We start from the raw sequence: 14,926 nt of genomic DNA on the forward strand, positions 1-14,926 counted from the left end.
CACCTCTCATCAGGCAGGATTAGGGATATCGATAAAGGTCACGTCGAGATCGGTATTTTCCGTCAGCCATTCGCTCAGGGCGCGGATGCCGCCGCGCTCAGTGGCATGGTGCCCTGCCGCGTAGAAATGCAGCCCCTGCTCGCGGGCAGAGTGAATGGTCTGCTCGGACACTTCACCGGTAATAAAAGCGTCGACACCAAAGCGCGCCGCATTGTCGATAAAGCCCTGGCCGCCGCCGGTACACCACGCCACACGTTTCACCAGATCCGGACCGGTATCACCGCTCCACAGTGGACGGCGGCCCAGACGCGCCTCAATCCAGGAAGCAAGTTCCAGGCCAGGAACCGGCATGGACAGCTCACCCCACGGCAGCAGCTCTTCGATTTCACCCATCACGGTGATGCCGAGCAGCTGAGCGAGCTGAACGTTATTGCCCAGCTCCGAATGCGCATCCAGCGGCAAGTGCCAGCCGTACAGATTGATGTCGTTCGCCAGCAGGGTTTTCAGGCGGTTGCGCTTCATGCCGCGAATAATCGGTGCTTCGTTTTTCCAGAAATAGCCGTGATGCACGATCACCGCATCCGCTTGCAGGCGCACCGCTTCATCCAGCAGGGCCTGACTCGCCGTGACGCCGGTGACAATCTTTTGCACCGTTTCACGCCCTTCCACCTGCAGGCCGTTAGGGCCGTAGTCGCTGAAGCTGGCGCTGTTCAGCTTTTCATTGATTAAGGTTTCCAGTTCGCTGTTTTTCATCATTACTCTCTTACGCTTTGCGGGCGGCTTCATAGGCCGCCAGTGTGGCGACTCGCGCCTGTTTATGGTCAACAATCGGGCGCGGATAATCGAGGGTTTCACCCGTTTTATCCGCCCACACCCAGGGTTCATGGATCGATTTTCCCGGCACGTCGGCCAGTTCAGGTAGCCACTGGCGGATAAACTCGCCGGTAGCGTCAAATCGTTGTCCCTGGGTTGTCGGGTTAAAAATACGAAAATAGGGAGCGGCATCCGTTCCGGTCGACGCCGCCCACTGCCAGCCGCCGTTATTGGCCGCCAGATCGCCGTCGATCAGCTGAGAAATAAAATATCGCTCTCCGGCGCGCCAGTCGATCAGCAGGTCTTTCACCAGGAAGCTGGCTACGATCATCCGCAGGCGGTTATGCATCCACCCCGTTTCGTTAAGCTGACGCATGGCCGCATCGACTATCGGATAGCCCGTCTGCCCGTTTTGCCACGCCTGTAGCCGGGCGTCATCCTGTTGCCACTGCACCTTGTCCGTCCAGCGGATGAAGGGACGATGTTTACATAAATCAGGATGATACGTCATCAGATGACGGTAGAATTCGCGCCAGATCAGCTCGTTAAGCCATACCGCCCCCGGCCCGCCGTCGAGGGCCTGCGGCTGTTCGGCCAGCAGGCGGTGCAAACACTGACGCGGGGAGAGCACGCCCAACGCCAGACAGGCGGATAAACGGCTGGTGCCTTCGATGGCGGGAAAATCGCGCTGTTCTTCATACTCAGCGGCCTGCTGTTTGCAGAACTGCCGCAACTGCGCAATCGCGGCCTTTTCGGTTGGTGGGAAGTGGTCCGGGTCGAAATCGCGCTGAGGGTAGTCAACGTTGATCTCCGCAGAAACGGTCAGCGCCTCTCCTCGGGCCGCTGGCGCGGCGACGCACTCCGGTAGCCCCTCTTTCAGGCGTTTCAGGTAGGCATTTTTGAACGGGGTGAAGACTTTATACATCTCGTGATTGCCGGTCATGACGCTGCCCGGCGCTAACATCACGCTGTCGTCAAAGCCCTGGCACACAACCGTAGTAAGCCGGTTTTCAAGCTGTCGGTCGCGCTGCTGCTCGTTGAATTCGTACTGATAGTTGTAAAAAAGATGGGTGACGTTGTGCGCGTCGCAGATCTGCTGCACTTTGTCGCTCTGCGCGGCAAAGTCGCTCACTTCCTCATAAATCAGTGGAATGCCCTTCTCCGCCAGCCCCTGCTGCAGGGCATTGAGATGCGCACGCAGGTATGCCGCCTGTCGCGGGGCCATGCCGTGCTCACGCCACTGTTCGGGCGTGGCGATAAACAGGGCCAGCACGCGGGCGTCTTGAGAGCGGCAGGCGGCCGCGAGCGCGATGTTGTCATGAAGGCGCAGATCCGCGCGAAACCAGACCAGATGCGTGGTCATAACACTCCTAAATAATTGTCCATAACCTAAGCGTAGCGTTTCTGACCGCAGGCCGAAACCGCGTCGTCTATCCCTAAACGTGGGATATCTGACTCTATAATGTTTAAGTTATGTTACAGGAGCAAGTGTAACCTTTGCCCGGCGGGCGAGCGGAAAGCGACAGACACAAAAAAACCGCCACATCGCTGTGGCGGTTCGACATTGCTGTGTGGCTATTTGTTAGTAAAAATCGCAGGTCGCTTTTTCGGCCTGGTCCATCCATACCGGTTTCTCGCTGGTTTTCGCCCAGACGCGGTGCAGATAGCTATAAAAACGTGCACGGTCTTTCCAGAACAACATCACTGGCAGCGCCACAATCCCGGCCACTACGGCGAAGGTGCGACGTAAAAAGACAACATGTGCTGGAAACTCTTTATACAGGTCCATGATTTTCTCCCCTATAGCTGGCCGGAAACGTTATCCGGAAATTTCAAAAGTGGTTATCTGGCTAAAATAGTACCGCTTTGTTTGTAATTTTACTACTCATCCGACCACTTATTTTCATCCGTTTAGTGAATATTTACACTCCGCCTGTAATTAAGTTACATAAAAGTTAACAAGATACTTACCATTAGTTAAATCAGGGTCTTGTCATTTTTATACTTTTTTTACACCCACCCCGCTGATTTTTGCGAAATCTTTGCGCCATAAATCCTACCTTTTGCACAACGACAAAAGTCACCCGGAGGTGAATTGTGAGTGCAGGTCTGATTGCTGGCATCGTGCTGGTGTTCCTGTTGTTGGGCTATTTGATTTATGCCCTGATTAATGCGGAGGCGTTCTGATGGTGGCCCAGGCATTTTTACTGATCGCCAGCTTCCTGCTGGTGCTTTTCCTGCTCGCAAGGCCGCTGGGAAGCTGGCTGGCACGGATGATTAACGGCGGCGCACTGCCGGTGATTGGGGGCGTCGAAAACGGGATCTGGCGCGTACTTGGGATCAACACCCAGGAGATGAACTGGCGGCAGTATCTGATCGCCATTGTATTGCTGAATATCGTCGGGCTGGTGGTGCTGTTCGCGATGCTGATGCTGCAAGGTATTCTGCCTCTCAACCCGCAGCAGCTGCCGGGCCTGTCGTGGCACCTGGCGCTCAATACTGCCGTCAGCTTTGTCAGTAACACCAACTGGCAGTCTTATGCCGGTGAAACCACTCTCAGCTATTTCAGCCAGATGGTGGGGTTAACGGTGCAGAACTTCCTCTCTGCCGCCAGCGGCATTGCGGTGATATTTGCCCTTATCCGCGCCTTCGCCCGCCAGAAAATCAGCACTCTGGGCAACGCCTGGGTCGATCTCACGCGCATTACCCTGTGGCTACTGCTGCCGATTGCTCTGCTGATCGCCCTGTTCTTTATTCAGCAAGGCACCCTGCAAAACCTGCTGCCCTACTCGTCTTATACCTCTCTTGAAGGTATGAAACAGATGCTACCGATGGGGCCAGTGGCATCGCAGGAAGCGATCAAAATGCTGGGCACCAACGGCGGGGGTTTCTTTAACGCCAACTCCTCGCATCCGTTCGAGAACCCGACCGCGCTGACCAATATCGTGCAGATGCTGGCGATCTTCCTGATCCCCGCCGCGCTCTGTTTCGCCTTTGGTGATGTGGTAAATGACCGCCGTCAGGGCCGGACGTTGCTTTGGGCGATGTCGATTATCTTTGTGGTCTGCGCGGCGCTGGTGATGTGGGCGGAGTGGCACGGCAACAGCCATTTCCTGCAGCTGGGCGCTGACAGCAGTATCAATATGGAAGGCAAAGAGAGCCGCTTCGGTATCCTCGCCACCAGCCTGTACGCGGTAGTGACAACGGCTGCCTCCTGCGGCGCCGTCAACGGGATGCATGACTCCTTCACGGCCCTCGGCGGGATGATCCCTCTGTGGCTGATGCAGATTGGCGAAGTGGTCTTCGGCGGCGTCGGTGCCGGTCTGTACGGCATGCTGCTGTTCGTACTGCTGGCGGTGTTTATCGCCGGGCTGATGATTGGCCGCACGCCGGAGTATCTGGGTAAAAAAATCGACGTGCGCGAAATGAAACTGACCGCCCTCGCCATCCTGGTAACCCCTGCGCTGGTGCTGATGGGCACCGCGCTGGCCCTGATGACCGAGGCCGGGCGCAGCGGCATTTTCAACCCAGGCATCCACGGCTTTAGCGAAGTGCTGTACGCCGTGTCGTCTGCGGCCAACAACAACGGCAGCGCCTTTGCCGGATTAAGCGCCAACTCTCCGTTCTGGAACTGCCTGCTGGCGTTCTGCATGTTCGTGGGCCGCTTTGGGGTGATCGTGCCGGTACTGGCTATCGCCGGATCGCTGGTGAGTAAAAAAATTCAGCCCACCTCAACCGGTACGCTCCCGACACACGGCGCGCTGTTTATTGGCCTGCTGATTGGCACCATCCTGCTGGTCGGTGCCCTGACCTTTATCCCCGCCCTCGCGTTAGGCCCGGTCGCGGAACATCTTTCTTTACGCTAACAGAGCGGAGATATCAGTCATGAGTCGTAAACAACTGGCCCTCTTAGAACCGACACTGGTTCGCCAGGCGTTGATGGATGCGGTGAAAAAACTCAGCCCGCGCGTGCAGTGGCACAACCCGGTGATGTTTATCGTCTGGATTGGCAGCGTGGTCACCACCGCGCTTGCCATCGCCATGAGCACCGGACACCTGACGGGCGACGCCTTGTTTACCGGGGCCATCAGCCTGTGGCTGTGGTTTACGGTGCTGTTCGCCAACTTTGCCGAAGCGCTGGCGGAAGGCCGCAGCAAAGCGCAGGCCAACAGCCTGAAAGGGGTCAAAAAGACTGCGTTTGCGCGCAAATTGCGCGAACCGAAATATGGCGCGCAGATGGATCACGTCCCGGCCGATGAACTGCGCAAAGGCGACGTGGTGCTGGTGGAAGCGGGCGATATTATCCCCTGCGACGGGGAGGTGATCGAAGGCGGCGCGTCAGTGGACGAAAGCGCCATCACCGGGGAGTCCGCGCCGGTGATCCGTGAGTCCGGCGGCGATTTTGCCTCGGTCACGGGCGGGACGCGCATTCTCTCTGACTGGCTGGTGATCCAGTGCAGCGTCAATCCGGGCGAAACCTTCCTCGACCGGATGATCGCCATGGTCGAAGGCGCGCAGCGTCGCAAAACGCCAAATGAAATCGCGCTCACCATTCTGCTGGTAGCCCTGACCATCGTCTTCCTGCTGGCGACCGCCACCCTGTGGCCGTTCTCCGCTTACGGCGGCACGGCGGTGAGCGTCACGGTGCTGGTGGCCCTGCTGGTCTGCCTGATCCCGACCACCATCGGCGGTCTGCTGTCGGCCATCGGCGTGGCCGGGATGAGCCGGATGCTCGGCGCGAATGTGATCGCCACCAGCGGCCGCGCGGTCGAAGCGGCGGGTGACGTGGACGTGCTGCTGCTGGATAAAACCGGGACCATTACTCTCGGCAACCGTCAGGCGTCGGACTTCCTGCCTGCGCCGGGTGTCGATGAGAAAACGCTGGCCGATGCGGCGCAGCTCTCCTCGCTGGCGGATGAAACGCCGGAAGGCCGCAGCATCGTGATTCTGGCTAAACAGCGCTTCAATCTGCGCCAGCGCGACGTGCAGAGCCTGCACGCCACTTTTGTGCCCTTCACGGCGCAAACGCGGATGAGCGGGATTAACATTCAGGATCGCATGATTCGTAAAGGCTCCGTGGACGCCATTCGTCGCCACATCGAAGCCAATAACGGCCACTTCCCACCGCAGGTCGATCAGCTGGTGGAAAGCGTGGCGCGTCAGGGTGCCACCCCGCTGGTGGTCGCTGAAGGGGCTAACGTGCTGGGGGTGATCGCCCTGAAAGATATCGTCAAAGGCGGCATCAAAGAACGCTTTGCCCAGCTGCGCAAAATGGGGATCAAAACGGTGATGATCACCGGGGATAACCGTCTTACCGCCGCCGCCATTGCCGCCGAAGCGGGGGTGGACGATTTCCTCTCCGAAGCGACGCCGGAAGCGAAGCTGGCGCTGATCCGCCAGTACCAGGCGGAAGGCCGTCTGGTGGCGATGACCGGCGACGGCACCAACGATGCCCCGGCGCTGGCGCAGGCTGACGTGGCGGTAGCGATGAACTCCGGCACCCAGGCGGCAAAAGAAGCGGGGAACATGGTCGATCTGGACTCTAACCCGACCAAACTTATCGAGGTGGTCCATATCGGTAAGCAGATGCTGATGACGCGCGGGTCGCTCACCACCTTCAGTATCGCCAACGATGTGGCGAAATATTTCGCCATTATCCCGGCCGCGTTTGCTGCCACCTATCCGCAGCTCAACGCGCTGAACGTGATGCATCTGCACTCGCCCGCGTCGGCGATTCTCAGCGCCGTGATTTTCAACGCCCTGATCATTGTTTTCCTGATCCCGCTGGCGCTGAAAGGGGTGAGCTATAAACCGCTGACGGCGGCCGCGATGCTGCGCCGCAACCTGTGGATTTATGGTCTTGGTGGATTAGTGGTGCCCTTTATCGGGATCAAAATTATCGACCTGTTACTGACCCTGTTCGGGCTGGTTTAAGAGAGAAATCAAATGACTATGTTACGTCCCGCTATACTTCTGTTTATTCTGCTGTCGCTGATTACCGGTGGGCTTTACCCGCTGGTGACCACCGCGCTGGGCCAGTGGTGGTTTAAGGATCAGGCCAACGGCTCGCTGATTATGCAAAACGGTGAGAGCCGCGGTTCGCGCCTGATCGGGCAGAACTTTACCGATGCCCGCTACTTTCAGGGGCGTCCTTCCGCCACCGCTGAAACCCCGTATAATCCAATGGCATCGGGTGGCAGCAACCTGGCAGGAAGTAATCCTGAACTGGATAAAGCCGTGAGTGAACGCGTCAGCGCCCTGCGCGCGGCTAACCCGCAGGCGAACCCGACGGTGCCCGTTGAACTGGTCACCGCTTCGTCCAGCGGGCTGGATTATAGCCTGACGCCCGCCGCTGTGACGTGGCAAATCCCGCGCGTGGCCGCCGCGCGCGGGCTGACCACTGACCAGGTCAGCAAGCTGGTTGCTGAGCACACGCAAAAACCGCTGGTCAGCTTTATCGGCATGCCGGTCGTAAATATTGTTGAGCTGAATCTGGCGCTGGACGCGCTAAGGAAAAACTAAATGACCGACGAGCCCCTGCGCCCGAATCCGGATCGGCTGCTTGAGCAGACCGCTGAAGCGCATCGCGGCAAATTAAAAGTGTTTTTCGGCGCCTGCGCGGGCGTCGGGAAAACCTACGCCATGCTAACCGAGGCGCAGCGTTTGCGGGCGCAGGGGCTGGATATTCTCATCGGCGTGGTGGAAACTCACGGGCGCAAAGAGACGGCGGCGCTGCTGGAGGGGCTGGCGACGCAGCCGGCGCGTCGCATCAGCCATCGTAGCCGTCTGGTCTCCGAGTTTGATCTCGACGCCGCCCTCGCCCGCCGTCCGGCATTAATTCTGATGGACGAACTGGCGCACAGTAATGCGCCAGGCTCGCGTCATCCCAAGCGCTGGCAGGATGTCGAAGAGCTGCTGGAAGCGGGTATCGACGTCTTTACCACCGTTAACGTGCAGCATCTGGAAAGCCTGAACGACGTGGTCAGCGGCGTCACCGGCATTCAGGTGCGCGAAACCGTCCCCGATCCCTTTTTTGATTCCGCCGATGAAGTAGTGCTGGTCGATCTCCCCCCGGACGATTTGCGCCAGCGCCTCCACGAGGGCAAAGTCTATATCGCCGGGCAGGCCGAACGCGCTATCGAGCACTTTTTCCGTAAAGGGAACCTGATTGCCCTGCGCGAGCTGGCGCTGCGGCGCACCGCCGATCGGGTGGACGATCAGATGCGCGCCTGGCGCGACCGACAGGGGCAGGACCGCGTCTGGCATACCCGCGACGCTATTTTGCTCTGCATCGGGCACAGCGGCGGCAACGAGAAACTGGTGCGTACCGCCGCGCGGCTGGCGGCAAAATTCGGCAGCGCCTGGCATGCGGTTTACGTCGAAACCCCACACCTGCACGCCCTGCCGGAAAACCAGCGGCGCGCTATCCTCAGCGCCCTGCGCCTCGCCCAGGAGTTAGGCGCAGAGACCGCTACCCTGTCCGATCCGGCAGAAGATAAAGCCATCCTGCGCTACGCCAGGGAACATAATCTCGGCAAAATCGTCATCGGGCGCCGTCAGCATCGCCGCAGGTTTAGCCGCGAATCTTTCGCTGACAAACTGGCGAAACGCGCGCCGGATCTGGATCTGGTGATTGTCGCGCTCGACGAAAAACCGGCCCCCCTTCCCAGCCGCACGCCTGACGCCCGCAGCTTTGGCGATAAATGGCGCATCCAGCTCAGAGGCTGCCTGGTGGCGACGGTGCTTTGCGCCCTGATCACCATTGTCGCCAGCCAATGGCTGATTGCCTTTGACGCCGCCAACCTGGTGATGGTCTATCTGCTCGGTGTGGTGGTGGTGGCTTTGCTCTACGGGCGCTGGCCGTCGGTACTGGCGACGATCATTAACGTCGCCAGCTTTGACCTCTTCTTCATCGCCCCGCGCGGCACGCTGGCGGTGTCGGATGTGCAGTACATTCTGACGTTTGCCGTGATGCTGACCGTCGGGCTGGTGATTGGTAATCTCACCGCGGGCGTTCGCTACCAGGCGCGTATCGCCCGCTACCGCGAACAGCGCACGCGCCATCTGTATGAGATGTCGAAATCGCTCGCCGTCGGGCGCACGCCGCTGGATATCGTCCAGACCAGCGAGCAGTTTATTCGCTCCACGTTCCAGGCCAGCAGCCTGATTTTGCTCCCGGACGAGCACGGAAAACTGCGCCCGCTCACCTCCGCCAACGGCATGACGCCGTGGGATGAAGCCATCACCCGCTGGAGTTTTGACAAAGGGCTGCCCGCCGGTGCCGGAACCGATACGCTACCCGGTGTGCCCTATCTGATTCTCCCCCTGCGCAGCGCCGACAAAACCCTGGGGCTGGTGATTGTTGAGCCGTCGAATCTGCGACAGCTGATGATCCCGGAACAGCAGCGTCTGCTGGAAACCTTTACCCTGCTGGTTGCCAGCGCGCTGGAGCGTCTGGCCCTGACCACCAGCGAAGAGCAAGCGCGGCTGGCGAGCGAGCGCGAAAGTATTCGCAACTCCCTGCTGGCGGCGCTCTCTCACGATCTGCGCACGCCGCTGACAGTGCTGTTTGGTCAGTCGGAGATCCTGACCCTCGATCTGGCGGCGGAGAATTCCCCTCACGCTCTGCAGGCCAGCGAGATCCGCCAGCACGTGCTCAATACCACCCGGCTGGTGAATAATTTGCTCGATATGGCGCGTATTCAGTCCGGTGGGTTTAACCTTAAAAAAGAGTGGCTGACGCTGGAAGAGGTGGTCGGCAGCGCGTTACAAATGCTGGAGCCAGGGCTGGGCGGTCGCCATATCACCCTCGACATGCCTGAACCGCTCACGCTGATCCACGTAGACGGGCCGCTGTTCGAGCGGGTGCTGATTAATCTGCTGGAGAATGCGGCGAAATACGCGGGCGCAAAAGCGGAAATTGGTTTAACGGCGGGCGTCGCGCATCAGGCACTGCGCCTTGAAGTGTGGGACGACGGGCCGGGCATTCCGTCCGGTCAGGAAAACGCGATTTTTGAGAAGTTTGCGCGCGGGAATAAAGAGTCGGCCATTCCCGGTGTCGGGCTTGGGCTGGCCATCTGTCAGGCGATTGTCGATGTGCACGGCGGAACCATTACCGCCCACAACCGACCGGAAGGAGGTGCCTGTTTTTGTGTTACACTTCCGCTGGATGTCCCGCCAGAAATGAATGAATTACCCGAGGATTTGTGATTAACGTCCTGATTGTTGAAGACGAACTCGCCATTAGCCGTTTCCTGCGCGCTGCGCTGGAGGGAGACGGCTTGCGCGTGTATGACGCCGGGACATTACAGCGCGGACTTATCGAAGCGGCCACCCGCAAACCCGACCTGGTGATCCTCGATTTAGGCCTCCCCGACGGCGACGGTCTCGATTTTATCCGCGAAGTGCGCCAGTGGAGCCAAATGCCCATCATTGTGCTCTCTGCCCGCGCTGAAGAGACGGATAAAATTGCGGCGCTGGACGCCGGGGCCGATGACTATCTCAGCAAACCTTTTGGTATTGGTGAACTTCAGGCTCGCCTGCGCGTGGCGCTGCGCCGCCACAGTGCGACGACGCCGTCCGATCCGGTGTTTACCTTTTCAGATATCCAGGTCGATCTGCCTGCCCGTCGAATTCTGCGCGGTACCCAAGAGATCCACCTCACCCCGATTGAGTTTCGCCTGCTGGCCGTGCTGCTTAACAATCACGGCAAAGTGCTGACCCAGCGTCAGCTGCTTAATCAGGTCTGGGGACCGAACGCCGTTGAGCATAGTCATTATTTACGCATATATATGGGCCACCTTCGTCAAAAACTTGAGGCTGACCCCGCTCGCCCCCGCCATTTATTAACTGAAACCGGTATCGGTTATCGGTTTATGCTTTGAATAACTATTCAGAATTAACTCAATTAAATTAACACAACATATTTCTGCCTTTTTAATTATTACGAAAACACGTATTCCCTCCCACTTTAAATTAAATAAACACACCAAGAATACATTGTATTAACATTATTAATACAATGCAGCGTTATGCACTGCTCTATTCACGCAAAACGAATATTTATTTCTGATTTGATCGGTTATTGGTGATCTTCTTCACGGTTTGCTGCCTTTTCATGGATAAAATGGCCTTGCTTTCAATTACTGAAAGGAAAAACAGTCATGGAAAACAATAATCGTTTAATGCCGCATATAAGGCGAACAACGCATATTATGATGTTCGCCCACCGCAATAGCTTTGACTTTCACTTCTTCAACGCCCGGTAGTCCTTCGACCCAGGGCGCGACTGCTTACAGGTTTTCCTGAAACACCCTGACTTACAGGCATTTGCCTGTGGGCGCTGCGCTCATTTTCCTTAAATCCTGTCTATTCCGTTTCCGGACGGCCTGGGATTTAACTCATCAAAAAGCAATTCACTGATTTTTTATCAGCGGCTCCTCTTTGCTTTTTTTTCCGGACTATTTCGATTTCTTATTTATACGAAGTCGAAGGACAAATATTGCCTAAAATAAAGAGATAAATATGAAAATGCTAAAAATCGCTGCCAGCCGCGCTTGCCCGGACTGCTTCACCACCACTCGGGAAATGGTCGATGCCAGTGCGACCGATTATATTGATGTGGCAGCCGTAGTACTGGCCGTCGGCGATATTTTTAATGGCACCATTGAAGAAATAGAAGCCACCGGTTTTGGAATTCCGGTATTTATCGCGACTCATAAAGAAGAGATGGTTCCGGCCGAATATTTACCGCGCATTCACGGCGTATTTGAGTGCAACGACACCAGCAACGATTTCTACGGACGCCAGCTGGAAGCCGCCGCGCTGAAGTATGAAACTCAGCTGCGCCCGCCGTTCTTCCGCGCGCTGGTAGATTACGTGAAACAGGGTAACAGCGCCTTTGATTGCCCGGGGCATCAGGGCGGTCAGTTCTTCCGCCGTCACCCTGCCGGTAATCAATTTGTCGATTTCTTTGGCGAGACGCTGTTCCGCTCTGACCTGTGCAATGCCGACGTGGCGATGGGCGATCTGCTCATTCACGAAGGTGCACCCTGTACGGCACAAAAACATGCGGCGAAAGTGTTTAACGCCGATAAGACCTACTTCGTGCTGAACGGCACGTCGTCGTCCAACAAAGTGGTGCTGAACGCTCTGCTGACGCCGGGCGATCTGGTGCTGTTTGACCGTAACAACCATAAATCTAACCATCACGGCGCGCTGCTGCAGGCCGGTGCAACGCCGGTCTATCTGGAAACCGCTCGCAACCCGTACGGCTTTATCGGCGGGATTGACGCCCATTGCTTCGAAGAGAATTATCTGCGCGAGCTGGTGGCCGAAGTGGCTCCGGCCCGGATGCGCGATCAGCGTCCGTTCCGCCTGGCGGTCATTCAGCTCGGCACCTACGATGGCACCATCTACAACGCCCGTCAGGTGGTCGATAAGATTGGTCATCTGTGCGACTACATCCTGTTTGACTCGGCGTGGGTCGGCTACGAGCAGTTTATTCCCATGATGGCAGATTGCTCCCCGCTGCTGCTGGAGCTGAACGAGAACGATCCGGGGATTCTGGTCACTCAGTCGGTGCATAAGCAGCAGGCTGGCTTCTCCCAGACCTCGCAGATCCACAAAAAAGACAGCCATATCAAAGGCCAGCAGCGCTACGTTCCGCACAAACGTCTGAACAACGCTTTCATGATGCACGCCTCCACCAGCCCGTTCTATCCGCTGTTTGCCGCGCTGGACATCAACGCCCGCATGCATGAGGGCCAGAGCGGACGCAACATGTGGATGGACTGCGTGGTGAACGGAATCGAAGCGCGCAAGCTGATCCTACAAAACTGCCAGTTCATCCGCCCGTTTGTGCCTGAAACGGTAGATGGCAAGCCGTGGGAAAGCTGGCCGACGGCAGAGATCTCCACGGATCTTCGCTTCTTCCATTTTGTGCCGGGTGAAAACTGGCATGCCTTCGAAGGTTACGCTGAGCATCAGTATTTTATCGATCCGTGCAAACTCCTGCTGACCACACCCGGCATCAACGCCCGTACCGGGGAATACGACGATTTCGGCGTACCGGCCACCATCCTCGCCAACTTCCTGCGTGAAAACGGCATCGTCCCGGAAAAATGCGATCTCAACTCCATCCTGTTCCTGCTGACGCCTGCCGAAGACATGGGCAAGTTGCAGCAACTGATCGCTCAACTGGTGCGTTTCGAGAAGCTGCTGGAAACCGATGCGCCGCTGAAAGAGGTGCTGCCGTCCCTCTACAAGCAGCATCCTGAGCGCTACGCCGGTTACTCTCTGCGCCAGATTTGCCAGGAGATGCATGACCTTTACGCCCGCCACAACGTGAAACAGCTGCAAAAAGAGATGTTCCGCAAGGCGCATTTCCCGCAAGTGAAAATGAACCCGCAGGCGGCGAACTACGCCTATCTGCGCGGCGAAGTGGAGCTGGTCTCTCTGCGCGATGCAGAAGGCCGTATTGCCGCGGAAGGCGCGCTCCCTTACCCACCGGGCGTGCTGTGCGTGGTCCCGGGGGAAGTGTGGGGCGACGCGGTTCTGCGCTATTTCACGGCGCTGGAAGAAGGGATTAACCTTCTGCCGGGCTTCGCGCCGGAACTCCAGGGTGTGTACGTCGAAGAGTGCGACGGGCGCAAACAGGTTCGCTGTTACGTGATTAAGCAGCCAGCCGCCCAGCCCGCGCTGCTGAAAGGGGAAACACTATGACTAAAAAATCCAACAAGATGGGCGTGGTGCAGCTCACCGTCCTGACCATGGTCAATATGATGGGCTCGGGGATTATTATGCTCCCGACCAAACTCGCCGAAGTCGGTACCATCTCAATTATCTCCTGGCTGGTGACCGCCGTTGGCTCGATGGCGCTGGCGTGGGCTTTCGCCAAATGCGGGATGTTCAGCCGTAAGTCCGGCGGGATGGGCGGTTACGCAGAGTATGCCTTCGGCAAGTCGGGCAATTTTATGGCCAACTATACCTACGGTGTGTCGCTGCTGATCGCTAACGTCGCGATTGCGATTTCGGCGGTCGGGTACGGCACCGAGCTGTTCGGCGTCGCCCTGAGCCCGGTGCAGATCGGTATCGCGACCATCGGCGTGCTGTGGCTGTGTACCGTCGCTAACTTCGGCGGCGCCCGTATCACCGGGCAGATCAGCAGTATCACCGTCTGGGGGGTGATCATCCCGGTGGTGGGTCTGTGCATTATCGGCTGGTTCTGGTTTAGTCCGACGCTGTACGCCAACTCCTGGAACCCGCACCACGTGCCGTTCTTCGCGGCGGTCGGTTCCTCCATCGCCATGACGCTGTGGGCTTTCCTTGGGCTGGAATCGGCCTGTGCGAACGCCGAGGTGGTGGAAAACCCGGAACGCAACGTGCCGATCGCGGTACTGGGCGGGACGCTGGGGGCTGCGGTGATTTACATCGTCTCCACCAACGTGATTGCCGGGATTGTGCCAAACATGGATCTGGCGAATTCGACCGCGCCGTTTGGCCTGGCGTTTGCGCAGATGTTCACGCCGGAAGTCGGGAAAGTGATCATGGGCCTGATGGTGATGTCCTGCTGCGGTTCGCTGCTCGGCTGGCAGTTCACCATTGCGCAGGTGTTTAAATCCTCTGCCGACTCCGGATATTTTCCGAAAATCTTCTCCCGCGTCAGCAAGTCCGACGCACCGATTCAGGGGATGCTGGCGATTGTCATTTTCCAGAGTGGGTTGTCGCTGATGACCATTAGCCCGTCGCTGAATAGCCAGTTCAACGTGCTGGTGAACCTGGCGGTGGTGACCAACATTATTCCGTACATTCTGTCGATGGCCGCACTGGTGATTATCCAGAAAATGGCGAATGTCGATCCCCGCAAAGCGAAGATTGCGAATTTCGTGGCGCTGGTTGGGGCGATATACAGCTTCTATGCACTCTACTCTTCCGGCCAGGAAGCGATGCTGTACGGGGCGATGGTGACGTTTATGGGCTGGACGTTGTACGGTCTGGTGTCGCCAAGATTTGAGCTGAAGAATAAGCACAGCTAAGAGCGACAAAAAAGCCCGGGGGCCTTACTGCTCACCGGGCCTGCGAGGTAAAAGCAAAACGGCAACCGAGGTTGCCG

The 14,926-nt window shown here is 57.7% G+C and carries 12 protein-coding genes; 9 read left to right on the forward strand and 3 right to left on the reverse strand.

Features of this window, described 5'->3' with window-relative positions:
• Positions 1–9 precede the first annotated feature (9 nt).
• From ABIE11_RS09170 to ABIE11_RS09180, 3 genes are all read right to left on the reverse strand, one after another.
• Positions 10–753, reverse strand: a complete 744-nt coding sequence (locus tag ABIE11_RS09170) for a type 2 GTP cyclohydrolase I (protein WP_429184514.1) — start codon at positions 751–753, stop codon at positions 10–12.
• 10 nt (positions 754–763) lie between these two features.
• Positions 764–2,176 (reverse strand): deoxyribodipyrimidine photo-lyase, encoded by a 1,413-nt coding sequence (gene phrB / locus ABIE11_RS09175; protein ID WP_429184360.1) that lies wholly within the window; start codon positions 2,174–2,176, stop codon positions 764–766.
• Between the two features lie 219 nt (positions 2,177–2,395).
• On the reverse strand, positions 2,396–2,602 hold the full coding sequence (locus ABIE11_RS09180; RefSeq protein ID WP_095281257.1) for a YbfA family protein: 207 nt from the start codon (positions 2,600–2,602) through the stop codon (positions 2,396–2,398).
• 308 nt (positions 2,603–2,910) lie between these two features.
• Here ABIE11_RS09180 and kdpF point away from each other — a divergent pair, with 308 nt between their 5' ends.
• From kdpF to potE, 9 genes are all read left to right on the forward strand, one after another.
• A complete protein-coding gene (gene kdpF, locus ABIE11_RS09185; RefSeq protein WP_003858638.1) occupies positions 2,911–3,000 on the forward strand; it encodes a K(+)-transporting ATPase subunit F in 90 nt (29 codons plus the stop codon).
• Entirely contained in the window at positions 3,000–4,679 is a 1,680-nt protein-coding gene (kdpA, locus tag ABIE11_RS09190; protein ID WP_429184361.1) for a potassium-transporting ATPase subunit KdpA, read from the forward strand. The genes kdpF and kdpA overlap by 1 nt, the downstream gene beginning before the upstream one ends.
• Before the next feature lie 19 nt (positions 4,680–4,698).
• Complete coding sequence (kdpB, locus tag ABIE11_RS09195) at positions 4,699–6,747, forward strand: potassium-transporting ATPase subunit KdpB (RefSeq protein ID WP_100777190.1); 2,049 nt, start codon at positions 4,699–4,701, stop codon at positions 6,745–6,747.
• Positions 6,748–6,759: 12 nt separating this feature from the next.
• Positions 6,760–7,335: a potassium-transporting ATPase subunit KdpC gene (gene kdpC / locus ABIE11_RS09200; protein ID WP_409255543.1), complete on the forward strand. Its 576-nt coding sequence runs from the start codon at positions 6,760–6,762 to the stop codon at positions 7,333–7,335.
• Positions 7,336–10,023, forward strand: a complete 2,688-nt coding sequence (kdpD, locus tag ABIE11_RS09205; protein ID WP_429184362.1) for a two-component system sensor histidine kinase KdpD — start codon at positions 7,336–7,338, stop codon at positions 10,021–10,023.
• Positions 10,020–10,697, forward strand: a complete 678-nt coding sequence (gene kdpE / locus ABIE11_RS09210; RefSeq protein WP_100777193.1) for a two-component system response regulator KdpE — start codon at positions 10,020–10,022, stop codon at positions 10,695–10,697. Before kdpD ends, kdpE begins: the two co-directional genes overlap by 4 nt.
• 279 nt (positions 10,698–10,976) lie before the next feature.
• The gene (gene speFL / locus ABIE11_RS09215; protein WP_106875989.1) at positions 10,977–11,081 is read left to right on the forward strand and encodes a leader peptide SpeFL; all 105 of its coding nucleotides are present in this window, start codon (positions 10,977–10,979) and stop codon (positions 11,079–11,081) included.
• Positions 11,082–11,337: 256 nt separating this feature from the next.
• Complete coding sequence (speF, locus tag ABIE11_RS09220; RefSeq protein ID WP_429184363.1) at positions 11,338–13,536, forward strand: ornithine decarboxylase SpeF; 2,199 nt, start codon at positions 11,338–11,340, stop codon at positions 13,534–13,536.
• Positions 13,533–14,849 (forward strand): putrescine-ornithine antiporter, encoded by a 1,317-nt coding sequence (potE, locus tag ABIE11_RS09225; RefSeq protein ID WP_312155481.1) that lies wholly within the window; start codon positions 13,533–13,535, stop codon positions 14,847–14,849. Before speF ends, potE begins: the two co-directional genes overlap by 4 nt.
• The last annotated feature ends 77 nt before the right edge of the window (positions 14,850–14,926 follow it).

It is taken from the genome of Lelliottia sp. 489 (assembly GCF_050435885.1).
In the GTDB taxonomy this organism is placed as follows: domain Bacteria; phylum Pseudomonadota; class Gammaproteobacteria; order Enterobacterales; family Enterobacteriaceae; genus Enterobacter; species Enterobacter nimipressuralis.

What these genes read in the sequence shown, in the direction of transcription:
- speF (WP_429184363.1), top strand. Translation starts at nt 11,338, where the DNA reads ATGAAAATGCTAAAAATCGCTGCCAGCCGCGCTTGCCCGGACTGCTTC.
- ABIE11_RS09170 (WP_429184514.1), bottom strand. Translation starts at nt 753, where the DNA reads ATGAAAAACAGCGAACTGGAAACCTTAATCAATGAAAAGCTGAACAGC.
- potE (WP_312155481.1), top strand. Translation starts at nt 13,533, where the DNA reads ATGACTAAAAAATCCAACAAGATGGGCGTGGTGCAGCTCACCGTCCTG.
- kdpB (WP_100777190.1), top strand. Translation starts at nt 4,699, where the DNA reads ATGAGTCGTAAACAACTGGCCCTCTTAGAACCGACACTGGTTCGCCAG.
- kdpA (WP_429184361.1), top strand. Translation starts at nt 3,000, where the DNA reads ATGGTGGCCCAGGCATTTTTACTGATCGCCAGCTTCCTGCTGGTGCTT.
- phrB (WP_429184360.1), bottom strand. Translation starts at nt 2,176, where the DNA reads ATGACCACGCATCTGGTCTGGTTTCGCGCGGATCTGCGCCTTCATGAC.
- kdpD (WP_429184362.1), top strand. Translation starts at nt 7,336, where the DNA reads ATGACCGACGAGCCCCTGCGCCCGAATCCGGATCGGCTGCTTGAGCAG.
- ABIE11_RS09180 (WP_095281257.1), bottom strand. Translation starts at nt 2,602, where the DNA reads ATGGACCTGTATAAAGAGTTTCCAGCACATGTTGTCTTTTTACGTCGC.
- kdpC (WP_409255543.1), top strand. Translation starts at nt 6,760, where the DNA reads ATGACTATGTTACGTCCCGCTATACTTCTGTTTATTCTGCTGTCGCTG.
- speFL (WP_106875989.1), top strand. Translation starts at nt 10,977, where the DNA reads ATGGAAAACAATAATCGTTTAATGCCGCATATAAGGCGAACAACGCAT.